This is a genomic window from Scytonema sp. NUACC21, from assembly GCF_054684315.1.
In genome coordinates, this window is sequence record NZ_BAAFZH010000074.1 from 31,282 (window position 1) to 57,021 (window position 25,740).

Consider the following 25,740-nt stretch of genomic DNA (forward strand, 5'->3'; position numbering starts at 1 on the left):
GGTCAATAGTCAACAGCCCATTAACTAATGACTAATGACTAATGACTAATGACTGAAAAGCTATTTTTCTGCGATTATGCTAGGAAAGTTTTTTCAGAAACCAACAAAACAAGAAAACGAACGCGTTCCACCCGGTCAGTACTTGGCTAAAGGTTTTCCCGTATTAACCTATGGAGCCACACCTCAAGTCAATATAGAGGAATGGGAATTTCGGGTTTGGGGTTTGGCAAAACCCACAACCTTGACATGGTCAGATTTCATGGCGTTACCCCACCACGAATTCACAGCAGATTTTCACTGTGTCACCCGTTGGTCAAAACTTGATGTCAAATGGACTGGCATCAAAATAACAGATTTCATGAAACTCATTGAGGTAGACCCCAAAGCAGCCCATGTCATGGAACATTGCTACGGCGGATACACCACCAATATCTCAATGTCAGACTTTGTACGGGAAGAGAACTTCTTTGCCTTTCAACTCTTTGGTGAACCGTTACCTCCAGAACATGGCGGTCCCATGCGGCTAGTTGTGCCTCACCTCTACGCTTGGAAAAGTGCCAAGTGGATTAACGGCTTGGAGTTTCTAGAAAAAGAGGACTTTGGTTTTTGGGAGCGCAATGGCTACCACCGTCGTGGAGAACCTTGGGCAGAAGAACGTTACAGCAGTTAATAAGTTGTAGAGACGCGCCATAGCGCGTCTTTACACAGATTCCAACTCTTGGCTTCAACTAAAAATTCTCTTCAACAGAGACAATTTGTCCTTGTAAGGCGGGTACAGCAAATTGGAGTTGAATAAGAAAGATCTGTGTAAAACACTTTTGTAATGGGAAAAGGTATCAAAACTCGCTTTGCCGTGGTACTTGCCAATACCACTGTCACCCACACCACCAAATGGCAAAGATGAAACACCATAATGCACAATCGTGTCGTTAATACAGACTCCACCAGATGAAGTTTCTTGGAGAACTCGTTGTTGCAAGCTTTTATTATTAGAAAATAAGTACAAAGCCAGTGGTTTTGGTTTGGAATTAATTAAATCAAGTGCTTCTTGTATGTCTGTATATTCAACGATAGGAAGGATAGGACCAAAAATTTCTTCCTGCATAATTGGATCTGTTAGGCCGACATTATCAAGCACCGTGGGAGCAATATAGCGCTCTGTAGGATTTGTTTCTCCCCCAAGGCGAATTTCCCCATCTTTTATCAGATCGACCAACCTATTAAAGTGTCTTTGATTGACAATTCTGGCATAATCAGGACTAGTTGCTGGATTATCCCCATAAAATTCTATCAGGCGTTTTTGAATTTCTTCTAACAAATTATCTTTGATTTTTCTATCAACTAAAAGATAGTCCGGGGCAATACAAGTTTGACCTGCATTTAGAAATTTACCCCAAGTGATGCGTGTAGCAGTGTGTTCAATGTTGGTGTCAGAATCCACAATGCAGGGGCTTTTTCCACCCAATTCTAAGGTAACGGGTGTTAAGTTTTTTGCAGCTGATTCCATAACAATCTTGCCCACAGCCGTTCCACCTGTAAAAAAGATGTGGTCAAACTTTTCAGCAAGGAGTTGTTGGCTGGTTTCTACACCTCCTTCTATCACAGCTATATATGCTGGGTCGAAATATTTATTGATAATTTTATTTAAAACAATCGAGGTGTGGGGTGCAAGTTCTGAAGGTTTGATAATGACACAGTTACCTGCAGCGATCGCACCTATTAGCGGTGAGATAATTAAATGAAATGGATAATTCCAAGGACCAATAATTAAAACAACACCTAATGGTTCTGGATAAATCTTTGCTGATGCAGGGAAGAACTGAACTGAAGCAGCGACTTTCTGAGGCTTGCTCCAAGTTTTGATATGTTTGATAGCATTATTAATTTCTTGAACAGTTCCAATCTCTGTGGCATAAGCCTCAAATTCTGGTTTCCCCAAATCTGCTTTCACTGCTTGCAGAATAGCTTCTTTATTCTCATTGACTGCCTGTTTGAGAACTTTTAGCTGTTCTAATCGAAAATTAACGTCTTTGGTTTTCCCTGTTTTAAAAAATTCCCTTTGCCGAGCGATAATGTCAGCAATTGATACTTGAGCAATCATTTTTTTTCCTCAGGAGGTAACTTAAGACCAGTATTTAGGGTTGAATGGGTAGACGTACAGTAAATATACTACCTTTACCTACTTCTGAATTAACAACAATCGTACCTTGATGTGCTTCAACAATTCGCCGAGAAAGGTATAACCCCAATCCACTACCAGAACTCTTATGGCTTCCTTGGCGAAATCGTTCAAACAAAGTTGCTTGTTCTTCAAGCGGAATCCCCGAACCCGTGTCTGCTACCTCAACAGTTATGCATTCATCAGGTGCGATCGTTTTGATACGCATAGTGACTGACCCACTATCCGTAAATTTGATAGCATTGCCTATAAGGTTGGTAAAGAGGCGATTGAGTTCGAGGCGATCTGCCATAACCGTACCAATACCCAAGCCCTCATCCAACTCTAGTTTGAGTGCGAGTTGCTTGTCTGCAGCTAGGGGGCTCAATTCTCCAACAACCTCATCCAGTAGCTTTGGTAAATCTACTGGTTGAAATGCTAAGGTTTTGCGACCTGCTTCAAAACGGTAAACCTCCAGCAAGGTATTAACCATAGCCAACAGGTTGCTGTTACTGCGAGCCATAATCTCAATGACTTCCTGCATTTGAGCTGAAAGGTTTCCCAAAGCCCCCTGCTGAAACAGCATCAGTATCTTATCGGCTGCTACTAGGGGTGTGCGTAAGTCATGGGTGAGGCGGGAAACAAAATCTTGCCGTTGGCGGTCAATTTCATCACGTTCATCTATGGTATGTTTGAGGCGGAGAAGCGATCGCACTCGTGCCAGTAACTCATCTACCGTCACAGGCTTGCGGATAAAATCATCAGCCCCCAAATCCAAGCCCTGAGCAACATTAGGTGAGTCATGGGCAGTAATCAGCAGAATCGGGATAAAAGGCAATGACTTATTTGCCCGGACTCGCCTAGTCACTTCATAACCATCCATTCCAGGCATCATCAAATCCAGCAGTACTAAATCGCATGTTGATGTTTCAATTTCTTCCAATGCCAAAACACCATTGTCTGCCGTGGCAACCGTATAACCTTCTTCTTCCAAGATAGTCTTAATCAGAAATACATTATCTGGAGAGTCATCCACAACAAGAATTTTGTCGGGTTTAGAAGATAGGGAGTTCATATCAAAAACAGAGCAGTAGTAAAACTAATGTAGTTTAAGCAGAGCTGCATTTGTAAGTAGGTCGGTACAAATTAAGAATCGTCCTTTGTCATTAGAAACCACTGCGTTACTCTGGTTTCCAGAGTTGTAGCAAGTGGCGTTCATTAGAGACGCGCCAAACGTAGAGACGCTTCAAACAGCGCGTCTGGACAACGTGATTATTTACACATCAGCCTTTACTCAACCGTATTGCTTTATAAGGAGGGGATAAAGGGGGGTAAATCCGACTTGTAAACCACCACGGTAGCTCAGTAGGTCACTGCCCACCACCATATCATCCCCAAGTACTACCCTCCTGTGTAAGTATCATGCTGTAGTTCATCAGGGACAACCCTTAGCTTTGTTGTAAGCAAAACCCAATGTAAATAGAGTAAAAGAATTTGCTTTTTCAGAATGTAATGCCAGAATGTGAAATTGCGATCGCTCAGCACCCATTCCCAAACCTGCTTTAACAGCAGAGCAAGAACAACTTCAATGGCACGCAAGAGCGGCGAACGCATGCACTGCCACTACCAACCTAAAAGTATCTTACATTTAATGTGTTTGGGCCACTCAATTTATCTCTTACGTGTTTTTGTCAATTTGATTTTTAACGAATTTTTATATGTTTGCCCTAGAACTCAGTTTAATTTTTATTAGATAAAAAAAAATGATAGTTGATTTTTAAAGAGTTTTTAAAGTCACTTCATATAGCAAATAAGGGGGTTGACAAAACTTAAAAAAAAATAATATATATATGTCATATAACGATATTCGTTATTGCAATTCTTGTGACACTTTCGATTAAACAGATATCGCAAGCTTGACCAAACTTTAGAGCGGAATACAGCTTGCTACCTTGTTCTTTTTTGTCCAAAACAGGAGAATAATATGCTTTTCACCAGGCAAATACTGTTAGGTACTTTGTCAGTGTTGTTAATTGGTTTGACTAGTTTTCCACAAAAAAGTTCCGCCAGTTTTCAACAAGCATCACAGACTTTAGCAATCCTTCCTATTGACGGGCTCTTAGACCTTTTGAAAAAACCCGGTATATGTCCTGTCAAGTTACGAGTGATCAATGCTGCTGTTGAGACTGGAGCGCCAGTTGATGTCATTATCAACGGTCAAAGAAAACTGAGCAATGTGCCTTTTCGTCAAGCCAGTAAATACGTAGATCTGCCACCAGGAAGTATTGATGTCAGTTTTGTGCGAGCTGGTACAAACAATCAACTGGCTTATAGAACCTTTACCGGAGCAGCCAATGGAGCCTATACAGTAGCGATAACAGGTCCAATACAAGGTCCCTCTGGTCAACCATTATTTAATGAATCACCCTTTGTGATTCAAGAGGATTTAACTCAGCCTAATCCTGGTAAATTTAAAGGGCGTTGGTATCGCTTCTCTGAAACTAACGCTGTCATCGATTTCCGTATTAGCAAATCCTCCAGCCCAAATCTGGATGAAACTCGTCTGACAGACCTTATCCCCAAAACTGCTATTGCTTACCCAGAACTCTCTGCTGGTAGATATAACTTCAATCCAGTTTTACCCGATCAATTTCAGCCCTTAGTTAATGATGCCTTTAACCCGCCAATCCAGGTGGAAGTAGTCAATCAAGATGTTCCCGCCGGAGTCATTTTTGATGTGATTGCGACTGGTAATCCCCTAGGTCAAGGACCTAACTCACTCACACTCACCACTGCTTCCACACAAGTAGCACCTCCTAATGCTAATGGATGCAATCAGATTGTGGAGTAAGCGAGATAAACTCAGGGAGTGTCAAGAAACACTTTTGAGTGAGAGAGTGAGGGAGTGAGGGAAGAGTTGCTTCCATGCATAATGGGTGGCACGCCGCCTGTGGGAAAATAAAAAACCTGTCAAAATTTCTTGTGGTGCGGGATTGACGCCCGCCACTCATACAGGACATCAACTCGCCATCCGTTGTGCGTCAACTCGTCCGGCAATACCATTACCCAGCTCGGTAGGGTGGGCATTGCCCACCACCATCTCATCCCTACCCTTCTGTATAAGCATCATGCTGTAGTTCATCAGAAACAACTTTTACCTTTGCTTTAAGCAAAACCCAATGCAAATAGAGTAAAAGAATCTGCTTTTTCAGGCTTTGATGCAGGGATTTGAAATTGCGATCGCTCAGCACCCATCCCCAAACCTTCTTTAACAGCAGAGCAAGAACAATTTCAACAGATTTATTGATGATTATTTCCAGCATTACGATAACTCCAGTGACTCAACTGAGTACACTGTCGCAATTTTCTGTTGTAGTTATTTCCTTGACTTACACTGACTTAGCTTGACTTGTACGGATGTAGCAGTTTTCAGTTGTGTCAAACACAAGTAATTGTAGGAGTGCTCTTGCTCTGCTCCCCTACATCTATATTGCGTCCATTCGAGAATCACTATACGTCTTAACTAACGATGAAATTCCAGAAAACTCTAGCTATACTGAACTTTAAGCAGTTTTAGATAACGGATATGTCGTTACCAGAAGACTTCCTCACCCAACTAGAGCAATATAGCGAATTATCAAAAAGAGAAAAGGAAGTCTTTCTGGAAATATTTGGTCGTGGAAAGAGCCGAATCCAAGTTGCTCAAGCGCTTAACATCTCTGACAGTAACCTCAGTAGCAGCTTAACAGGGATTTACAAGAAGTTTCGCATCAGTGGCAGTGGACCCGTTAAAGAAAACCGCTTGCGGGAGTACTTAGGCAACCGATACGCACAACAACCCTCTGGTGTCTTCACGACGCATATTTTAGATAGTAATATCAATGCTTTAGTCCAGGAAATCCGCGAACAAATTAAATCCAGCATTAGAGAACGGTGTGGCACCATGCGGGTACTGGATATGAACCAGCCAATAGAGTTAACTGGAGAGCGTGGTATCTATACCAACGTCAACATTTTGGAGAAAATTACGGGACGCAGGCGACTGGACATTACAGAACTGCTGCAAAACTGTGATGGCGAAAACTTTGAACGATTTGGACTGAGCGGAGTCAAAGAAAAGCGAGTATCTGGGTTGGAGGCGGTGCGGCAGCACACTAAGCTCATGGTTTTGGGTAAACCGGGAGCAGGAAAGACCACCTTTATGAAGTATCTGGCGATGCAATGCATTGAGGGGCATTTTCAGGCTGACCGAGTTCCCTTATTTATCAGTCTTAAAGATTTTGCAGAAGCCCCTAAACAACCAGACTTGCTGAAATATATTTCCCAGCAGTTATCAATATACGGGGTGACAGATGCTGATGTAAAAGCAGACCAACTGGTAAGACAGAGTAAAGCGTTGGTGCTACTAGATGGGCTGGATGAAGTCCGGGAAGAGGATACTAAGCGCGTGTTGCGTCAAATTCGAGAAATTTCCGAACAGTTTCACACCAATCAGTTTGTTATCACCTGTCGCATTGCTGCAAAAGAATATACCTTTGAAACGTTCACCGAAGTAGAAGTGGCAGATTTTGACAAGGAGCAAATTGCCATGTTTGCCCGAAACTGGTTTCGGTTAAGTGACCCAGTAAAAGGTAAGCGTTTCATTGAAAAACTGAAAGGGGACGAGCAAATTCACGAACTGGCAACTAATCCCTTGCTGCTGACCCTGCTTTGTTTGGTATTTGGTGAAGCTGGAAATTTTCCGACTAATCGTTCCGAACTTTACAAAGAAGGGTTGGATGTTTTGCTGAAAAAATGGGATGCCAAACGCAACATAGAACGGGATGTAGTCTATAAAAACCTGTCTTTGCAACGCCGGGAAGACTTGCTGAGCCAAATTGCCCTAACCACCTTTGAGCAAAAGGACTATTTCTTTAAACAAAAAACTATTGAGGCGTACATTGTCGGTTTTATCCGTAACTTACGCGATGCTGACACCGATCCAGAGGTTTTGAAACTGGATAGCGAAGCTGTTTTGAAGTCCATTGAAGCCCAGCACGGGCTACTGGTAGAACGAGCAAAGGGAATTTATTCCTTCTCTCACCTAACATTTCATGAGTATTTTACTGCTAGGGGAATTATTGCCTACTCTACTTGGGAAAATTTAGTTAAGCATATTGCGGAGAAACGCTGGCGTGAGGTCGTCCTGCTAACAGCAGGCATGATGCCAAAGGCAGATGAATTAGTAAGATTAATGAAGAAGAAGATTGATGGTTTGTTGACAAATGATGACAAATTGCAACAAGTGCTTACCTGGATTTATGAAAAATCTTGTATGGCTTTATTACCATACCCAAAACAATATGTAAAAGCGATATATTTGTGGCTCGCCAAACGGAGTGTTGCCTTTGACAATAATTTAATAAATAATTGCGACCGCTTGTTATGGTTATTATTATTCGATCTTGCTCTCACTGAAATTTCTGATTTTGGCATCTATAAATATTTTTCCAAAATTTCTGTAGAAGGTATAGGTATACCAGTTTTTGATATGACTTTATATATTTCTTTAGATAGAAAAAACTGTGGTTTCTTAAGAGAAACGAAATCTAATTTTCAATTTAACTTTCAGTTGGAATTTAAACTCAAGCCTCCTAAATCAGAAATGCGAATATTACTAGCAAACATTAAGAAGTTACTGCCAAAACCCAATCTTGATAAGAAGGCAAATGTAGAATGGTGGGAAGCAAATGGTCAAATTGTGATTGAGCAATTGAGAACGATGATGATTGAGCATCGCAATATAGGGCATGATTGGCAGTTAAGCGATGTACAAAAACAACTGTTGCAGCAGTATTACGATGCCAACGGTCTGCTGGTAAATTGCCTAAATAGTGACTGTTATATAAGCTATGAAGTCAGGCAAGAAATTGAAGAAACCTTGCTGTTGCCTGTGGCAGAGATTGAAAAACGGCAACGGATTTTGTAGCCCATATACTGGATAAACTACCTATTACGCCCACTCTCCATCTTATTGTCTCAAGATATAGTCTCGTCAAGCACCTGCTGGAATTCTTCTACAGAACTAATCGTAATCGCTCTAGTGAACAGCGTGTCCAATACGGATAGATCCTCAAGTCTATTGATGACTTCCACAATGGGCTCAGGAGCTACTCCAAACCGCGTCTGCAAAATTTTAATTAAGTACTCTCTTGTGATTAGCAGCCTACCTTCTTCTTGTGCCAGTCGCTCAATACTTGTTACGTACCGCATTTTCTGTACCTCCTCGTAACTTCCAATCTTTTTGTAACTTCCTCCAAAAGCTAGCGCTTGTCTCTTTAGGAAGTAAAATAAACGTTTTATGATTTTCTCTTAAGATAGGCTCTCGTCAAGCACCTGCTGAAATTCTTCTAAAGAACTAATTGTAATCGCTCTGGTGAAAAGAGTGTCCAGCACAGATAGATCCTCAAGTCTATTGATGACTTCCACAATGGGCTCAGGCGCTACTCCAAATCGCGTCTGTAAGGTTTTAATCACAAACTCTCGTGCTTTTTTGAGCATACCTTCTTCTTGTGCTAGTCGCTCAATGCTTGTTACGTACCGCATTTTCTGTACCTCCTGGTAACTTCTCAATTCTTGTTTAAAACTATGAGTCAACTCGTCCGGCAACACCATTACCCAGTCAATAAATCGAAATAACCCCAGAACATCTTCCCGACTATATCCCTGTTCAAATAATCTTCTTACTAGGTTCAATTTCCACTGTAACCGACTTTCTGGGTTGCGATGCGTTGCTTTGGTTTTTAGATGCGCCATCACAACTATACTAAAGGGATTAGTGCTTTGTTCTAGCGCTTCCCACTGCGCTTCATAGTCCAAAAGTTTCACTGTGGGAAACTCCAGACTGACGCGGCATCCTGCAAGTGAGTATCCGTAACTTGAAGGTCGCCAAGATGCTTCTTCGTCAGCTAAAACTGCTAAACTAATGACTTTCTGTTTGTGGCGGTCAAACAAACGGTAATTGTAGGTGTACATCCGTTGGGCAAACTCCTTATCGTACTGTCCTTGGACTTCCACATGAACTAATACCCAAGCCTCTTTGCCATCAACTAGCCAAACCTTCGCCACTTTATCTACGAGTCGCTTGCCAATTTCTGCATCCGGTTCTAGCTGTTGCAGTTCTGTGTCCAAAAATTCAGGAGGTCGAGTCCAATCAATTGCGACGTAAGCATCAGGGAAAAAGAATTCTAAAAATTGAGGAAAAAATTTTTCAATAACTTCTTTCCAAGGACTATCATAATCAGTGCGTTGTTCGGTCATGAAATTGTCAATTGTCACGTTTACAAGAGAGGTTGTAAATTGAATAGCGCACCCTTAAGTTAGAGCAGGCGATCGCTTCGCTACAGCATAGCGGCAGATCGCCATCTCTAATAGTCCAAATTCAGTATATACCAATAAGCTTCAGTTAAATTATGTATAAAGAAATACTTACATGGAGACGCGCCATGGCGCGTCTCTACGTTGTGTTCCTGATAAGGTTTTTGGTCTTATCTAAACCGTATTGCAGTATATACTACATTCTCCGCTTATTTTCTCTGCCTTGTCTGTGTCATTTACAGATTAATATGGTGGGCATAGCCCTACCTACAATATTGAACATTTTTCATGAACAATTTAGGATTGCTATAGTTTCTTGAAATTTTACAGTCCAAAAGTTTACTATGTGTCACTTCCACTCATCCCTAATTTGGGCTCATTCAAAACAAAAAATACCGTTGAGCCATTGGCAAAACCGTTGCAGGTTCACAAGTCAATAATTTCCCATCTGCCCTTACTTCATAGGTTTCCGGATCGACTTCAATACGGGGTAATGTATCATTCAATTTCATATCGCGCTTGCTCAACTGACGTGTTCCAGAAACAGCAACGACTTGCTTTTTCAAACCCAACTGGCTTTTAATCTCCCTTTCATTCGCTGCTTGAGAAACAAAAGTCAACGATGTGGCGTGACGCGCACCTGCAAAACTGCCAAACATGGGACGCATATGCACTGGTTGCGGAGTGGGAATACTGGCATTGGCATCACCCATGACCAATGACCAATGACCAATGACCAATGACTAAGGACTAGTTTGAACTTGCGGGTTTGATGTAACTTTTGTTACTGGACTGTGAGGACGTGTTGTACCTGTGGTGAGAGAGTAGTTAATCGCTAGGAGTTGCAACCACAAAGCAGGGTAGCGTGGTTCCAGCCAAGGACCAACTCGACGCAGAAAGCGTGGGAACCATCCATTTAATAAAGCGCTAACAAAGGTGTGACGCCCAAAGTCAAAATAGTTGCCCGTCCACCTGATTAAATCTTTGATCCCCGCAAGTTCCCAAATCCAAAGTAGTAATGCTGGATTGTTTTTCGCTGCTTTTAATGCCAGTTGGTTAAACGTCCACCAATCAAATCTATCTTTGATGAAGTTATCTGCGACTTCCGGTGGTTCATCTGCTAACAAGCCAAAAAAGTTGTTGAGCATGGAATTAATTCTTTGGGGTGGTAAAAATTTTCCAGTAGGAACCATCATTCCTTTGGAGAACATCCAAGTGACAGCAATATTATTTTGGAAAGCACGAATTTTATTGAGATGCTGCACCGTTAATAAGTCGTATTTGAGGGCAGTATCTAAAAGGGTTGTTAAGCGTTCTAAATTGCGAACCAGAGAACCAAAACCAGTGAAAACGAGGGGAGACTGAAGCGATGCTGCATCTCCTATCGCTATTAAACGGTCAAAAGCAACCGTGCGATCGCGACTCCCCACACTAAAATGTCCCGGTATGTAACCAAAGGTTGGCTTTTTCCACACCAGTTTGTCTATATCACAGCGTCGGTACTCAGGCAAAATTGTAAAAAAGTCTTCGTACATCTCCAGTAGAGAACCGGGGTTTTTGGAATTGACTTCGTGGTAGTGAAATAGATAAATTGTCAATTCCTCATTTGCTCCAGGAAACAATTCCCAAATCAACTGGCGTCCCCGTGAAATGTCCCCATGACTGTTAAGAACATCTCCATACTGAGAATCCCACACTCCAGGTTCAAATCCGCGCTCGATAACGGCTCCTACTGTTGGACATACACTATCAAAAGCACGACCCCCATTTAATTGCCATGCGATAGGTGAAGCTGTTCCCATTGCATCCACAAAAACTCGTCCGGTGGCTTGTTTGCCAGTATTACTAGGTAAATGCTTGACACTGATGGTAACTTGTGAATCATAGATATCTGCGCGTACAAACTCCGTTTCATCCCAAATTTCGCCACCTGCAGCACGTAGCTTTTGCCCGCAAACTTGCAATAATTTTTCAGAATCCAATCCTACATTTAGGACTGTCGGTGTATGTAAAATCGGTGCTTTGAGATGCTTGGGGTTATTACCATCAAAAAATTTGTTAAATCCGTCTTTATACTCCCGTGCAATATTCGATTCCATTTCGGAAGGTGTTAGTAAACCTAAGTTGACCAAACTTTGAATTTCATCACGAGAAATATTCCATTCTCGATTCATCCGTCCAAAAGGTAGCCTTTCTATGAGCAACACTCGGTAACCCAATTTTGCCATCACAGCAGCATGGATAATGCCAAGCGCCCCGCCGATGTAAATGAGGTCATATTGGGGAGAGGGGGGGAGAGTTTCTCCTTGTCCCCTTGTCCGTTGAGTATGGGAAAAAATAACCTGTTTGGGTTGTCCTGGATTGCGAACACCTTCACGCCATCGTTGTTCCCACCAGTAAACACGCTTTAGGTCATATTCTCCATTAGGCATTTTTTGAAAATATTTGACAGTAAGAGGATAATATGGTGCAAGCCCTTCAAAAATCGATGTTCTTGATAAATCAATGACTGGTGGTTCGGGATAGTCGTTTGGAAAGCGGTTACGAATCTCACGTGTGAGGTGTTTGAGAATTTGTTGCTCTCTTGGGAACGATTGGTTTGCCCAGCGAAACACTTTTAGATAAGTTGTTCGCTGTACTGACCAAACAAATACAGACAATTCCGTCGGTAATTTTTCTGGATTTGTCTCAATACTACTTGTAGTATCTGAAGTTCTCAGCCGAAAGCCTCCCTGAGTCAGCAATTTTTCTCCTATTTCTGGCTCAAAGGAAGTTTGTAACCAGTTGCAAACAGCCGCTGTGTCGGGAGTGGGAATTTCTAAGTACAGTAACTCTCTCATTTTTCCTAAAATCTCCAATAAATTTATGCATTAAGACAGATTTAACAAAAGGCTAAAGTACGGTAAACTCCGCCCTATTAGTTCAATGAGAATTCAGTAAAGAAATTTTAAGAGTTTCTCAGATTTATTATTCATTTTGTTTTTCTGTAAACATACGCCATGAATTATCCCATCCCAGACAACCCTCAAGAACTTTTTGATTTACGACAAAAGCCTGCTGTTAACGAAGAACAAGTCGCGGCGGCGATCGCTGGTGCGATCAAAATCGTTCGCGCTCAGGGTCAGTCATTAGAAGAGTTTACTGCCCAAGTGCTGGCTGACGATAGTTTGCTTGACATACAGCAAAGACGCTGGTTAAGCAAGGTCGTTGCCCAAGTTTGGGACAGTTTTTCTCAAAATGGTTAGTGGATAACGTTTATTACATTTATGAGTTAGTTGTTAGAAATTACCACTAACCACTAACCACTAACCACTAAGTTGTTAAAGCTGCTTCAGCTTGCGAGTGAAGCAATAAACCGTATTCCAAGCCTTCAACGACAGCTTGATAAGAAGCTGCTAGAATGTTGGTCGAAACTCCCACAGTAGTCCAGCGTTGGTAACCGTTGCCTGATTCAACCAAAACACGGGTTTTCGCTGCTGTTCCTGTATGCCCGTTCAAAATTCGCACTTTATAATCCGTCAGTTCAAAGGCTGCAATTTGTGGATAGAAATTCATTAAAGCCTTACGTAGGGCTGCATCTAAAGCGGCAACAGGGCCGTTGCCTTCTGCAGCTTCTAAAATATCTCTACCATTAACCGCGACTTTCACAGTGGCTAGGGCACTGGTTGTTTCTTCGCCCTGAACTAAGTCACAGTGAACTTGGAAGCCTCTAATTTCAAAAAATTGTTGGCGGTTTCCTAAAGCCTCACGCATTAATAACTCAAAACTCGCTTCTGCTGCCTCAAATTGATACCCTTCATTTTCTAAAACTTTAAGGTGTTGCAGAATTTGTCCAGTTGTGGGGTTGTTTTTATCCAGCTCAATGCCAAAAGTACGAGCTTTTGCTAAAACATTACTCACACCTGATTGTTCGGAGATGACTATGCGGCGGCGATTTCCGATTTGTTCTGGCTGTATGTGTTCGTAAGTTAGGGGGTTGCGTTCCACTGCCGATACATGAAGACCTCCCTTGTGAGCAAAAGCTGAACGTCCCACAAAAGGGGCGTGTTCGTCAGGAGCAAGATTGACAACCTCGCTGACGAAGCGACTGGTTTCTGTTATTTGAGACAATTTGTTATCTTCAAGGCACTGATAACCCAATTTCAACTGTAAGTTGGGAATTAACGAACAGAGATTGGCGTTGCCACAACGTTCTCCATAACCATTTATGGTGCCTTGTACCATTCGCGCTCCTGCCATGACAGCAGCTAAGGTGTTAGCAACTGCTGTGTCTGAATCGTTATGGGCATGAATACCTAAGCGGGGAATTGTCCTTTGTCCTCCGTCAGAAGTCATTTGTTCTTGATTCATGACAAATGATAAATGACTATTGACAGATTGGACAATTTGAGTAATTTCCTGGGGTAAAGTACCGCCATTGGTATCGCAAAGAGTTATCCATTCAGCACCAGATGCGATCGCTGTTTCTAATGTTTCTAAAGCATAATCTGGATTGTGCTTGTAACCATCAAACCAATGTTCTGCATCGTATATGACGCGACGCCCTTGATTGCGAAGATAGTCAATGGTGTCGCGAATCATTGCCACATTTTCTTTCAGTGTTGTTTTGAGTCCTTCAGTCACGTGTAAATCCCAAGATTTACCAACAATTGTCACCCAACGGGTACCCGCAGACAAAATTGCTTGTATCATTGGGTCATCAGAGGGAGTTTTATGGGGGCGGCGGGTAAAGCAAAAAGCAACAATTTCTGCTTGAGTTAGGGGTTCTTCTTGAAGATGCCAGAAAAATTTTACATCCTTAGGATTTGCTCCAGGCCAACCACCTTCTATAAAGGGAATTCCCAGTTGATCTAGTCTGCGGGCAATGCGTAACTTATCTTCTATAGAAACTGATAACCCTTCGCGTTGAGTTCCATCACGTAGTGTGGTGTCATAAATCCAAAGTTGCGATGAGGAATTTGCAATCATATGATGGGGAATAATTGACAACTTGCAAGGCACAATGTAGATGATATGAAGGATAAAGTATGAAGGATGAAGAAAAATTTATACTTCCTACTTTTTTAAGAGTTATGCAGTTTCCCCATATTTGCCGATGGCTTTTATCTTAGTATAGGTTGGTGGAAATCAAGCTACCATTCCCAGCAGCTAGAAAGCCAAAAATAAAAGTCTCTTAACTTTTGACTTTTAACGCAGCAGTACTAGTTCTCAAGTGGCAGAATAATATACTATATTTGTCTGCTTCTACATCAGAAATAAATTGTTACAATACAACCAACAACTAACGCAGTCATCGTAATAAATGCCTAAAGTACAAGCTCAGGGGAAAACAATTGAGTGCCAGCGCGGAGAAAATCTGCGGCAAATCTTGCTGCAAAATGGTATTGACCTCCATAATGGCGGTGCTAAGGTAATAAACTGTCGGGGAATAGGCACCTGTGGTACCTGTGCAGTTCTTGTAGAAGGCGAAGTATCCCAGGCTACATGGCGCGATAGAGCGCGGCGATCGCTACCTCCCCATTCTCCTACAAAAAACCTGCGTTTAGCTTGTCAAACAAAGGTTATTGGAGATGTAAGAGTGACAAAATTTGACGGTTTTTGGGGACATGGTTCTCAAATAGTTTGGACACCAGAAGGGTAAAACGGAGAAAAACAACATGGGTAGATGGACACCACTCATCCTTATGGCTGGAGGCTTGGCGATTTTGCTAGGTACACTACTGGGCATTAGCTTTCCTATGGGCGGACAAAACAGTGCTACAGGACCCGCACCAGTACAAAGGAACAGAGCATCAAAAGTCTTACCAGCTAATATCAATGTCAATAGCTCTGGTACCAGTAATGCTCCTGCAAATAACAACAACAATGCCAACAGGAGTAGTGTAGCTCAGGTTCAGCAGCCCAACAACAACACTCCCAATCAGCCAGCTCAAGAAGAAACAGAGAATACAGCTGATGAGAACCAGGTAACTGATGAAACTCAGCAAAATGAGCCCATTAGAGCTTTGTGGTAGCAGCAGTCAGTCATTGGTTCAAAAAATACTAAATTATATGAGTGAACGGTTATGAGCAATTGGTGATTAGTCAACAGTCCGCAGTCAAAAGCAATAAGTTCTTGACTATTGACTATTGACCATTGACTATTGACTCTTGACTATTGACTCTTGACTATTGACTAATGACTAGGGACGTATTAATTATTGGTGGCGGCGCTATTGGTTTGGCGATTGCCATTGAACTCAAATTGCGCGGGGCAAAAGTTACAGTCCTGAACCGTAACTTTCAAACCGCTGCAACTCATGCAGCAGCCGGAATGCTCGCACCCAGTGCCGAGAGAATTTCAAATCCAGCGATGCTTGAATTATGTCAGCGATCGCTCTATTTGTATTCAGACTGGACGCGCAAACTAGAAACATTCACCGCTTTAAACACCGGCTACTGGTCTTGCGGTATCCTGACACCAGTCTTTGGACAGAGGCGGGGTAGTACAACAGACATTTCCCCATCCCCCACAGCCCCCAAGCCCTCCTCTGGGAGTTACTGGTTAGATAAAGACACCATTCATCAGTACCAATCAGGCTTGGCAGAAGAAGTGATAGGTGGTTGGTGGTATCCTGAAGACGCACAAGTGGATAATCGTGCTTTAGCACAAGCACTCTTGGCGACTGCCAAATCCCTTGAGGTTGAAATTAAAGAAGGTATTGCAGTTGAGGGAATTCAGCAACAACAGTGCCAGGTAGTGAGCGTACAAACAAACGCAGGTGCGATGGACGCCGAACACTACGTTTTAGCAACTGGTGCTTGGTCTAATGCTCTATTGCCAATACCCGTGCGTCCTCGAAAAGGTCAAATGTTGAGCGTGCGAGTTCCAGAAAATTTGCCTTCTTTGCCTTTGACACGGGTTTTATTTGGAGAGGAAATTTACATCGTCCCGAGGCGAGATAGGCGAATTATTATTGGTGCAACCAGTGAGGATGTCGGCTTTGCCCCCAATAACACGCCAGCAGGAATTCAATCCCTACTACAAAAAGCAATCCGTTTATATCCCGAAATACAGCACTATCCCATTGAGGAACTGTGGTGGGGATTCCGCCCTGCAACTCCAGATGAATTACCGATTCTTGGCACCAGTTCCTGTAAAAACTTAACCTTTGCCGTTGGTCATTACCGAAATGGTATTCTTTTGGCACCTATAACAGCGGTATTAACTGCCGATTTGATTTTAGAACAGAAATCCGATCCCCTACTTTCTCACTTTCACTATTCGCGCTTTCACGCAAAGCCATCTACTACCTCAATGCTGACACTCCCCATTCAGAAAGTCCCCGATTCCCCAACTCAGGCACTCCCTCTACAGGACACACCACTTCAAATTGCAGGCAAAACCTTTACTTCTCGCTTAATGACAGGAACTGGCAAATATCGCAACATTGAGGAAATGCAGCAAAGCGTTGTAGCCAGTGATTGCCAAATTGTGACTGTCGCAGTGCGCCGAGTACAGACAAATGCACCAGGACATGAAGGTTTAGCCGAAGCACTGGATTGGTCAAAAATCTGGATGTTGCCCAACACAGCAGGTTGTAAAACTGCAGAAGAAGCAATTCGGGTAGCGCGTTTGGGACGGGAAATGGCAAAGCTTTTGGGACAGGAAGATAACAATTTTGTCAAATTAGAAGTCATTCCCGATCCTAAGTATCTGCTACCAGATCCCATTGGGACTTTACAAGCAGCAGAACAATTGGTCAAAGAAGGGTTTGCAGTCTTACCCTACATCAATGCCGATCCTATGTTGGCAAAGCGTTTGGAAGAAGCAGGTTGTGCTACAGTCATGCCTTTAGCATCCCCTATTGGTTCCGGACAGGGTTTGAAAACATCTGCCAATATCCAAATCATTATTGAAAATGCCAATGTCCCAGTGGTGGTAGATGCGGGTATTGGAACTCCCTCAGAAGCAGCACAATCAATGGAGATGGGCGCAGACGCTTTGTTGATTAATAGTGCGATCGCTTTATCACAAAATCCAGCAGCAATGGCACGTGCTATGAATTTAGCAGCAGTTGCAGGTCGTTTAGCTTACCTTGCTGGTAGAATGCCGATTAAAAACTATGCCAACGCCAGTTCTCCTTTGACTGGAACCATTACCAACTAGTAATTTGTCCTGAGTCATGGGTCATTGGTTACTAGTATTACAAAGGACAAATGACTTTGGACAAAAGACAATGTAACGATTTGTCTCCCTTAGTGGAGAGCGTTTCTCAGGTTTTTGTAACATTAAATAAAAAAGTGGGATAAGGAATTTTACTCATGCCCTATACAACGGAAGAAGGCGGTCGTCTAAATAACTTTGCTCGTGAACCCAGAGTTTATCAGGCAGAACCTCCTACTCAAAGACAACAGCTAAACTACGTTGTCGTAGGAATCATCGCAACAATTTTGGTTGGCGGTTTGATTTTCCTTGCTTTTTCTGTATCATCGCTCAGTTCATAAGAAACATTTTTAGTAACTGCGTTAACTTTTTTATGATTTCAGGTTCCTTATCCTGTAGGAACCTTTTTTTTGCTTGTTAAAATCACAAGAAAATTAAGGTATATTTATATACTTAACTTCATATTAAACTTTAAGCTTTAACTGAATTTATCCTGAACAAAGCAACAATTACTTGAAAATCATAGTCATGGTTAGATTTACCAGCTGCTCGCATATACCCCAAAAGGGTAAGTCCACCGCACTTTGGCTCCCTTAGCCGCCATGAACGTGAATGAAACTGCACACTCTGATAATTCCGCTTGGAACCGACAAGTCTATCACCGCCTAAAACTTGCCCTAAGCATAGGTTTGCGGCGACAAATCTTTTTGGCGGTATGCGATGATTTAAACCTGAGAAACCAGGTGGCGGCACGCTTACATTCAACGTTGGCTTATCCTGTTGGGCAAGTGTTGTATCAGCCATCTTCCACCCAGGAAGCCAGCACATCAGCCTACCCGCGATTAGTCACCCTGCGCTTGAATTTAAGCGAACCCAATCCTTTAGCTCAAATAAATCAATGGTTGGCTAGTTATCCCCCGCCTGTAGTTGGAGCATCAAAGGATACTCCAGGCAGACCATTACCAATACCATCATTTCAGATAGTCGGTGTTGAGCAGCTTACTAGGCAATCAGTAGCAGTACAGCGTTTGTTCTTGCACTATCTGCGCTTATCCGAACAGCATCTGTCAAATTTTGAATCCAGTCTGCTGTTGTGGACATCCCGTCCTTGGCTGCACGCTATCCAGCATTCAGCACCACAGTTTTGGCGCTACCGTACTGGTGTGTTTATATTTGCTGGAGAACCAACGCCTACAAGTCAAAATAAAAATTCGCCAGAACGTTTTTCTAGTTCTAAAAATCTAGATTTAGACGCTCTAGAGCAATCGTTCCTTGAAGAATCAGTTCTTAAGGAGGATTTCGATTTTCAGAAGCAGATTCCAGCCAATCGCGGGCTAAAACCCCAGGAACCTGCTGGTGCTAAATCAGACATCCTGTCAAATATACCTTTTCAGGATGAACCAACCGAAAGCATTAGTCTCACCGATACCCCAGCAGCAGTACGGATATCGCATATCAGTAAGGAATTAACAGAGTTAGTACAGGCAACTCTCAGTGGTGCGATCGCAGAAGACGAAAACCAAAACTTACAAGTGCGGCAACTCCTAGAAGAAATAGAGGAATTACACGCGCAACAAGCTTCTGGGGTCAAAATAGCAGCTGCATACCAAAAATTGGGAAATTTATATCGTTTCCGGATCGAGCAAGGACAGTCAACCTTAGAAAACCTCATGGTGGCGATTCTGGCTTACCAGGAAGCCATCACTCATGATGAAAGCTCACCCCAAGTGCCAGATATTTTGAATGACTTGGGTACCTTATACTGGATGCTTTATCGCACCCCACCGAATTCAGAAGAGGGACAAGCTTACATAGAGCAAGGTATCGAATTTTATCAGTTGGCTTTAAAGCTGATATCACCAGAAACACATCCAGACACCTATGCTCGCGTTCAAAATAACTTGGGTACGGCTTACGGGGATTTAGCTCGTTTTGCAAACCCAGCAGAAAACTGGCAACAAGCCGTTTTAGCTTACAGTGAAGCACTGCGTTTCCGGACAGCAGAGATGGAACCGTTGAAATATGCTGCTTGCCAGAATAATTTAGGTACTGCTTACTGGCATTTAGCGCAGTACAACCAGCCCGTTGAGCATCTTAAAAAAGCTATTGCCGCTTACAACTTGGCACTGACTTACTACAACTCAGAACAAGAACCGCTTAAGTATGGCATGATTCAAAACAACATTGGTACAGCGTACTGGAATATTGCACAGTACGAACAGCCAGTAGAAAACTTAAGCTTAGCCATTGGGGCATACCGCGAAGCATTGAAGTATCGTACTCCCGCTAATGTTCCTCCCGCTTGTGCTGCCACCCAAAATAATCTTGGTACTGCTTATTGGCATCTGGCAAATCAATCACAAACTCCAAGAGAGGAAAAACAAACACTATTGGAACAATGCGTTAGTTCATATAAAGAAGCCCTTACCCTCGCACATTCCTTAAATGGTATGTCGCTCAGTTTTGATGTGTTTGCCACTCATAATAATTTGGGTTTAGCTCATTATCAACTTGCAACAGACCAGTATTTCAGTTTGGATAAAGCCGCTCGTTCTCAACATTTAGAAGCATCGTTAGACAACCATTTACAAGCGTTAAATGGATTGAGCAAACAACCTGATGCTTATCAAACCACTTTTACTTATGTTGTAAAAACAATCCGTGCTTTCCATAATGAATTGGGGATACAGGGACAAAACTTAGCTTTATCTAAAGTTCCCGGTCAGTTATTGCCAGATATTTTGCCTAAGTTATAAGTTGTTATTACTTAGTGGAACTTAGACAAAAATCAAGCCCAAATAAAGCCTAAACTAGCTTTATAAGCGGTAAACACGTCACGGTTGAGAGTCAACCAATCGAACAATCGATAAGACATAGCCGTTCTAAATGTTCTCTCTGCGTAGGTAAAGGTGTTCAAAGGTTTGGAAGCCCACCTACGTCTTAACCCTCCTGTCATCTGATGCCAAGATTGGGACTGTCCTTTTCCCTATGGATGTTAGACAGTTTGCAGGATTCACTGGTACAGATGGGTGAATTTGGCTTACTGAGTCTCTTAGCAGTTGGCGGCGGTTTGTGGCTGTTAAAGCAAAACCGCACCAACGATAGTTCCGAACTGCTAGAAGGTATGCCCGTAGATAGGGCAACAGTAGAAGTTGCTATTGCAAAAACCCAAGCAGTGGTTAACCAACTAGCACAAGAAGCAGAAAACAGTGTAGAAACACGCTACATCGCGTCTCTACAGCAAGAACAAGTTGCAAATCTCACGGCAGAGTTAGATAGGCAAGAGATAACTGCTGCTGTCACTGGTGGAAAATCAGTGGGAAAAACCGCTTTGATTGGCGTGCTGGAGTCTAGTTGGCAAAATGTAGGGACGACCTATGTCAAGTCTTTACATTTTCAAGAGACACCCCCTTTGTTTGTAGAAGCAGGCGAGAAATCAGATGCAAATGTTTTAGTCGAAGCAAAAAAATCTGATATCGTTTTATTTTTGACAAATGGGGATTTAACGGACTCAGAATTTCAAACATTGCAGCAGCTAAAGGGTGGAAATCAAAGCACAATCCTGGTTTTTAACAAACAAGACCAGTATTTGCCAGAGGAACGCTTAAGCGTGTTGCAGTCGTTAAAACAGCGCGTACCATCATTTGTCGTGGCAACAGCAGCCTCTCCCCTTCCTATCAAAGTACGCAAGCATCAAGAAGATGGTTCCGTACAAGAATGGCTGGAGGTACCAGCGCCAGATGTCCAGCAGTTGAAAGAGCAGTTGCACGATATTTTGGCACAACAAGCACAGCAACTTGTGTGGGCAACAACTCTGAGAAAAGCTCTGTTGCTCAAAGCTGAGGCGAAAAACTCACTCAATAGTATTAGACGCGATCGCTCCTTACCAGTCATTGAACAATATCAGTGGATAGCAGCTGCTGCGGCATTTGCCAACCCAGTACCAGCCCTTGATGTCCTGGCAACAGCAGCAATTAATGCCCAAATGGTAATGGACTTGGGAGGCATCTACCAGCAGAAATTTTCCTTGGAACAAGCACAAACAGTCGCCAGCACAATGGGCGGTTTGATGCTGAAACTGGGTTTAGTTGAACTCTCTTCCAAAGCGATCGGGACAGTACTTAAGAGCAACGCTGTCACTTTTGTTGCAGGTGGTTTGGTACAGGGAGTAAGTGCAGCTTATCTCACCCGGTTGGCAGGATTAAGTTTAGTCGAATATTTCCAACAGCAGGAAATAGCCACAAATTCAGGAACTGCGTTAAATCTCGACAAGTTAGGGCAAACCTTACAAGGTGTATTTCAGCAAAGCCAGCAAATTGGTTTCTTGCAGGGCTTTGTTAAGCAGGGTGTAAAGCGTCTTTTGCCAGAAGCGTCTCAGGGTGAACTGGCTACTGTTAAGTCAGCTGCTTAGTGGCTAGTTAAACTTTGTGCGACTTTTTACCAATCAGCTTAGCGATCGCTTAACCGAAGAACTGGCGACTGCGAGAAAACTCAAAGTTCGACCAATCACGGTGAGCGATCTGCCCTGCGGGCAGGAGCGAAGCTATCGTGAATTTGAAACAGCAATCAACGCAGGCACAGTGAAATGGGCAGTGACTCAAGAAGGAGAATTATTTATAGTGCCAAAATATGTACAAGGGCACGAAATATCTCACACTGTACTAACAAATGGGGAACCTGTTTTGGCTGCGGGCGAGGCAGATATTACTGGTTTTGATGGATACTACTACTTGCTAAATATCAACAATCACAGCGGACATTACCAACCAAGTTTAAATAGTTTAAATATTGGAAGAGACGCTTTCAAAGCCAACGGTGTAAATATTGCTGATTAAGTAGGATAAAGTAACTTTTATGAGTGAAGAGGAAGCTACAAAATTATTAAATTGCCTCATAGAAAAACAAGCGACTCAAGTACAAGATTGGCTAAAAAGTATTTGGCAAGGAAAACAGCACATTCCAGAAAATTTTAACTGGGCAGGGCTGGCTGCTGTGGCGTCTGACAAGGCAAGAGGAAGCGTGGCTTCTTCGGGGGAAGGAGAATCACCCAATTTGGAATGGGCAAAAGTAGCAGTTTCGGTTTATGATTTTTTGGCTGCAACCCATCCTGATATGAAACATTCTTTTTCACGTGATGCCATGATGCTAAGAGCATATACGATATCAAAAATGGGTCATATTCCTGGAGATCCAATTTTAGATGGCTCTTGCATTGTTAATTGGTTCTTAAATAATCTACGATTTTCACCTAAAGAAGCATTGAGCATAGCCTTGTCTTGGAAAGATTTAGTGACACATAAGTACCAAGACTTAACTCAAAATCAACAAAAATTTGCAGCCTTAATAGAGGAGGTTAGAGAATTAAGGCAAATTAAAAATCAGTTGTTAGTTATTCAGTTATTGTCGCAGAATAATCAGTTTAATTTAGATGAAGAAATGAATACTTGGCTATCAATACAACAACAATTACCATAAATCCTATAAACCTAGTACAAAAAGGCTGAACTATGAAAGCTAAAGAATGAAATTAACAAGCTTATGCTGTGAGCTTTATAACGACTTACTTTATCAATTAATATTTAAAACCCGTCCATATCAATTTCAGAAGGGACAGTTACTCGCTGAGGAAAATCAGCAGCTTGCTTATCTATAAGTTCTAGTAATGCATTATTACAACGTTCCGCTATTTCTGGATATTTATTGGCGTACCATCCTAGTGATGTTACAACACAAGGATCGCTGAGATCGATACCGTATTTCATCAGTTCTTGGGTTTCTTGAAGAGCAAGATTAAAAACTGCATCAAGGTCTACAAACGGTTCAGACATAATTCCAATCCTTGTCAACAGCGACAAAATAGATAATTCAATATATTTAATATTAATACATTTGTACCTAAATTACCGATCCGCTAACCTTTGAATGTGGGCAATAATTTCCTCTTTACTAATAATCCGATCTACTGGCACAAGCCAGCTAGGGTAAATATATACTGTATAACCTAACTGTCTTGTTTTTCTCCCGTCCACTAATTTTCCCCAACGATCTGGATATATAAACCAACGGGTACTCAAGCGTCTTGGAGGTATTGCACCCCACGCAAGCCTAGTCTCTGTACAATACCAAATAATTGCAGATGGTGGGTTAACCCACTGTTTACTTTCAACTTCACCACACATCCAACCTTTGTAACCAGAAGGTAGCACGCGGTAATCTTCAACTCGGCTTGCTACGCTCTTTACAGAGATCCAAAATAACTTTTGTTGTCCATCGCTACTATAAACCGGAATGTCTTCATCAGTACCAAATTCTGTTATAGCAGGCTCTCCAGTATTGATACCACGATTTCTTAAGCCTTTACAAACTATTTCAACTGTTTTTTTACTTTCAGAAAATAATTTTTCCCAGTCAGATGGGGGCATAATAAAAACAGATTTAGTAAAAAATGCCATTAAATTTTATCAAAGCGTGTCACAATTGTTAAATGAATTATAGAGCCAAAATATTTTCCTTTTTCGCTGGTTCGGGGTTCCTTGATTTAGGTTTTGAAACGAGTGGTTTCAATGTAGTTTATGTCAATGAAATTTTCTTGCCTTTCATGGAGTCATACCGCTATTCACGTTTAAATCTCAACCTGCCATTACCAGAATACGGTTATCATCAAGGGGAAGAAGGCGACGTAACAAAACTGACTGAAGAAGTAAAAGTTCTTCGCTTGCGTGAATTGGTAACTGATTGCCGTAAATCTAATAACACCGTAGGATTTATTGGTGGTCCTCCCTGTCCTGATTTTTCAATTGGTGGAAAAAACAGAGGGCAATTTGGAGATAATGGCAACCTGTCTGCTGCATACGTTGAATTGATTTGTCAGACTCTACCTGATTTTTTTCTCTTTGAGAATGTTAAGGGGTTATGGAAGACAAAAAAACATCGTTTATTTTTTGAAAGCCTCAAGCAGCAGTTAAAAGAAGCTGGTTATGTACTAACAGAACGGTTAATTAATGCGATTGAATTCGGTGTGCCTCAAGATAGGCAGAGAATCATTCTTTTGGGATTCCGACGTGAATTAATCCAAGATATGGGAATAGAACTTGACAAAGAAAATATTTTACCTATGGGAACTTTTCCTTGGGAAAAATATATTTTATATCCTCAAGAAAAAGTTTTTTCCTATAATTGGAGTAAATCTAACCTATTTCAAGAAGATTCTGTTCTACCTTGCCCTGAGGATATTCCCCAAGAACTAACAGTCGAGTATTGGTTTAGGAAGAATGATGTGCTAAACCATCCCAATGCTCAACACTATTTTCAACCAAGAGCAGGGCTTAAGAAATTTGCCATTATTAATGAAGGAGACGATTCCAAGAAGTCCTACAAGCGTCTTCACCGATGGCGTTATTCTCCTACAGCTTGCTATGGTAACAATGAGGTACATTTACACCCGTACAAATTGCGACGAATTTCTGCGGCTGAAGCTTTAGCATTACAGTCTTTGCCAGGAAGCTTTGTGATGCCGGAAAATCTGTCACTGACAAATATGTTTAAAACTATTGGCAATGGTGTACCTTATCTAGCATCAAAGGCTTTAGCTCAGAGTATCCTAGACTTTTTATCTACTACAGAATGGTCATACGAACAGAGAGAAAGCAAGCAATTAGAATTACCGCTAGCCTTAATCTAAACTTCTATTTTAAGTAGTCACTGCTGAATAACAACTTCAAGTGGGGGTACTTATACCCTTTCTAGGTGAAGATGCATAGAAAGAACCTCACGGCTGCGATATCTCCATGAAGCATCGGTTACCATGATGGTGTACAAGTTGAATTTACCTCCTTATAAAAAGGGGAAAAATAAATCCAATTTCCTCCTCTTTATAAGGGAAGGTTAGGAGGGGTAAAAATTATGTGCAGCTTTATATCAAATTGGTATTACACAACAGTTAATTAATAATAGAAAAAAATACAGTATGCGATAAGACGTAGGTAGGGTTATGCGACACGTTAGCTAGTGGTGGGCAGTGCCCACCTTACAAAAGAAGAAATAATCATTGTGCGATAAGACGTAGGTAGGGTTATGGGAC

At 42.0% G+C, this 25,740-nt stretch carries 23 protein-coding genes and 2 pseudogenes; 13 read left to right on the plus strand and 12 right to left on the minus strand.

All coding sequences use genetic code 11. The features are described from left to right. Positions 1-76 precede the first annotated feature (76 nt). A complete protein-coding gene (locus ACYRY3_RS14665) occupies positions 77-670 on the plus strand; it encodes a sulfite oxidase-like oxidoreductase (protein ID WP_460202381.1) in 594 nt (197 codons plus the stop codon). 54 nt (positions 671-724) lie between these two features. Here the strand turns inward: ACYRY3_RS14665 and ACYRY3_RS14670 are convergent, their stop codons facing one another. The 3 genes from ACYRY3_RS14670 to ACYRY3_RS14680 all read right to left on the minus strand — a co-directional run bounded on the left by ACYRY3_RS14670 (position 725) and on the right by ACYRY3_RS14680 (position 3,772). Further along, complete coding sequence (locus tag ACYRY3_RS14670; protein ID WP_460202382.1) at positions 725-2,101, minus strand: aldehyde dehydrogenase; 1,377 nt, start codon at positions 2,099-2,101, stop codon at positions 725-727. Between the two features lie 34 nt (positions 2,102-2,135). Further along, entirely contained in the window at positions 2,136-3,233 is a 1,098-nt protein-coding gene (locus ACYRY3_RS14675; protein WP_460202383.1) for an ATP-binding response regulator, read from the minus strand. Between the two features lie 326 nt (positions 3,234-3,559). Beyond that, positions 3,560-3,772: a hypothetical protein gene (locus ACYRY3_RS14680; protein WP_460202384.1), complete on the minus strand. Its 213-nt coding sequence runs from the start codon at positions 3,770-3,772 to the stop codon at positions 3,560-3,562. 370 nt (positions 3,773-4,142) lie between these two features. Between ACYRY3_RS14680 and ACYRY3_RS14685 the strand changes: the two genes are divergently transcribed. After that, positions 4,143-5,009 carry a DUF4397 domain-containing protein gene (locus ACYRY3_RS14685; protein ID WP_460202385.1) on the plus strand — a complete coding sequence of 289 codons (867 nt, stop codon included), beginning with the start codon at positions 4,143-4,145 and terminating at the stop codon, positions 5,007-5,009. Positions 5,010-5,265: 256 nt separating this feature from the next. Here the strand turns inward: ACYRY3_RS14685 and ACYRY3_RS14690 are convergent, their stop codons facing one another. Continuing rightward, the gene (locus ACYRY3_RS14690; protein ID WP_460202386.1) at positions 5,266-5,481 is read right to left on the minus strand and encodes a hypothetical protein; all 216 of its coding nucleotides are present in this window, start codon (positions 5,479-5,481) and stop codon (positions 5,266-5,268) included. Between the two features lie 263 nt (positions 5,482-5,744). On the opposite strand from ACYRY3_RS14690, the gene ACYRY3_RS14695 reads away from it, so the two are divergent. Beyond that, positions 5,745-8,126: an NACHT C-terminal helical domain 2-containing protein gene (locus ACYRY3_RS14695; protein WP_460202387.1), complete on the plus strand. Its 2,382-nt coding sequence runs from the start codon at positions 5,745-5,747 to the stop codon at positions 8,124-8,126. 50 nt (positions 8,127-8,176) lie between these two features. On the opposite strand, the gene ACYRY3_RS14700 is transcribed toward ACYRY3_RS14695, so the two are convergent. The 4 genes and pseudogenes from ACYRY3_RS14700 to ACYRY3_RS14715 all read right to left on the minus strand — a co-directional run bounded on the left by ACYRY3_RS14700 (position 8,177) and on the right by ACYRY3_RS14715 (position 12,354). Next, the gene (locus tag ACYRY3_RS14700; RefSeq protein WP_460202388.1) at positions 8,177-8,410 is read right to left on the minus strand and encodes a hypothetical protein; all 234 of its coding nucleotides are present in this window, start codon (positions 8,408-8,410) and stop codon (positions 8,177-8,179) included. A 99-nt stretch (positions 8,411-8,509) separates the two neighbouring features. After that, on the minus strand, positions 8,510-9,457 hold the full coding sequence (locus ACYRY3_RS14705; protein ID WP_460202447.1) for an RpnC/YadD family protein: 948 nt from the start codon (positions 9,455-9,457) through the stop codon (positions 8,510-8,512). Between the two features lie 437 nt (positions 9,458-9,894). Continuing rightward, a pseudogene (ureC, locus tag ACYRY3_RS14710) lies at positions 9,895-10,230 on the minus strand (urease subunit alpha); the annotation flags it as partial. Between the two features lie 27 nt (positions 10,231-10,257). Beyond that, positions 10,258-12,354 (minus strand): NAD(P)/FAD-dependent oxidoreductase, encoded by a 2,097-nt coding sequence (locus tag ACYRY3_RS14715; protein ID WP_460202389.1) that lies wholly within the window; start codon positions 12,352-12,354, stop codon positions 10,258-10,260. Between the two features lie 159 nt (positions 12,355-12,513). Between ACYRY3_RS14715 and ACYRY3_RS14720 the strand changes: the two genes are divergently transcribed. After that, positions 12,514-12,759, plus strand: coding sequence for a hypothetical protein (locus tag ACYRY3_RS14720; protein WP_460202390.1), 246 nt, complete (start codon positions 12,514-12,516; stop codon positions 12,757-12,759). 67 nt (positions 12,760-12,826) lie between these two features. Here ACYRY3_RS14720 and cimA read toward each other — a convergent pair whose 3' ends face one another. Continuing rightward, positions 12,827-14,482 (minus strand): citramalate synthase, encoded by a 1,656-nt coding sequence (gene cimA / locus ACYRY3_RS14725; protein ID WP_460202391.1) that lies wholly within the window; start codon positions 14,480-14,482, stop codon positions 12,827-12,829. A gap of 334 nt (positions 14,483-14,816) precedes the next feature. On the opposite strand from cimA, the gene ACYRY3_RS14730 reads away from it, so the two are divergent. The 5 genes from ACYRY3_RS14730 (at position 14,817) to ACYRY3_RS14750 (ending at position 20,416) form a co-directional block, all read left to right on the plus strand. Beyond that, positions 14,817-15,155, plus strand: coding sequence for a 2Fe-2S iron-sulfur cluster-binding protein (locus ACYRY3_RS14730; protein ID WP_460202392.1), 339 nt, complete (start codon positions 14,817-14,819; stop codon positions 15,153-15,155). A 16-nt stretch (positions 15,156-15,171) separates the two neighbouring features. After that, on the plus strand, positions 15,172-15,528 hold the full coding sequence (locus ACYRY3_RS14735) for a hypothetical protein (protein ID WP_460202393.1): 357 nt from the start codon (positions 15,172-15,174) through the stop codon (positions 15,526-15,528). 164 nt (positions 15,529-15,692) lie between these two features. Next, positions 15,693-17,663, plus strand: coding sequence for a glycine oxidase ThiO (gene thiO / locus ACYRY3_RS14740; protein WP_460202394.1), 1,971 nt, complete (start codon positions 15,693-15,695; stop codon positions 17,661-17,663). A gap of 155 nt (positions 17,664-17,818) precedes the next feature. Then, the gene (gene psb34 / locus ACYRY3_RS14745; RefSeq protein ID WP_460202396.1) at positions 17,819-18,001 is read left to right on the plus strand and encodes a photosystem II assembly protein Psb34; all 183 of its coding nucleotides are present in this window, start codon (positions 17,819-17,821) and stop codon (positions 17,999-18,001) included. Between the two features lie 261 nt (positions 18,002-18,262). Beyond that, a complete protein-coding gene (locus tag ACYRY3_RS14750; RefSeq protein ID WP_460202397.1) occupies positions 18,263-20,416 on the plus strand; it encodes a tetratricopeptide repeat protein in 2,154 nt (717 codons plus the stop codon). Between the two features lie 32 nt (positions 20,417-20,448). Here the strand turns inward: ACYRY3_RS14750 and ACYRY3_RS14755 are convergent. Continuing rightward, positions 20,449-20,625 (minus strand): annotated as a pseudogene (locus tag ACYRY3_RS14755) (IS701 family transposase); the annotation flags it as partial. On the opposite strand from ACYRY3_RS14755, the gene ACYRY3_RS14760 reads away from it, so the two are divergent. Genes ACYRY3_RS14760 through ACYRY3_RS14770 form a run of 3 tightly spaced genes read left to right on the plus strand, consistent with a single transcriptional unit; the run spans position 20,620 to position 23,135 of the window. Beyond that, positions 20,620-22,071, plus strand: coding sequence for a YcjF family protein (locus tag ACYRY3_RS14760; protein ID WP_460202398.1), 1,452 nt, complete (start codon positions 20,620-20,622; stop codon positions 22,069-22,071). The pseudogene ACYRY3_RS14755 and the gene ACYRY3_RS14760 sit on opposite strands and share 6 nt — an antisense overlap. 16 nt (positions 22,072-22,087) lie before the next feature. After that, positions 22,088-22,495 (plus strand): hypothetical protein, encoded by a 408-nt coding sequence (locus tag ACYRY3_RS14765; protein ID WP_460202399.1) that lies wholly within the window; start codon positions 22,088-22,090, stop codon positions 22,493-22,495. Positions 22,496-22,514: 19 nt separating this feature from the next. Next, positions 22,515-23,135 (plus strand): hypothetical protein, encoded by a 621-nt coding sequence (locus ACYRY3_RS14770; RefSeq protein ID WP_460202400.1) that lies wholly within the window; start codon positions 22,515-22,517, stop codon positions 23,133-23,135. Between the two features lie 104 nt (positions 23,136-23,239). Here the strand turns inward: ACYRY3_RS14770 and ACYRY3_RS14775 are convergent, their stop codons facing one another. Together ACYRY3_RS14775 and ACYRY3_RS14780 are read right to left on the minus strand one after the other, a co-directional pair. Next, positions 23,240-23,488, minus strand: a complete 249-nt coding sequence (locus ACYRY3_RS14775) for an amino acid adenylation protein (RefSeq protein ID WP_460202401.1) — start codon at positions 23,486-23,488, stop codon at positions 23,240-23,242. 72 nt (positions 23,489-23,560) lie between these two features. Then, positions 23,561-24,082, minus strand: coding sequence for a hypothetical protein (locus tag ACYRY3_RS14780; RefSeq protein ID WP_460202402.1), 522 nt, complete (start codon positions 24,080-24,082; stop codon positions 23,561-23,563). A 62-nt stretch (positions 24,083-24,144) separates the two neighbouring features. Between ACYRY3_RS14780 and ACYRY3_RS14785 the strand changes: the two genes are divergently transcribed. Further along, entirely contained in the window at positions 24,145-25,341 is a 1,197-nt protein-coding gene (locus tag ACYRY3_RS14785) for a DNA cytosine methyltransferase (protein ID WP_460202403.1), read from the plus strand. The last annotated feature ends 399 nt before the right edge of the window (positions 25,342-25,740 follow it).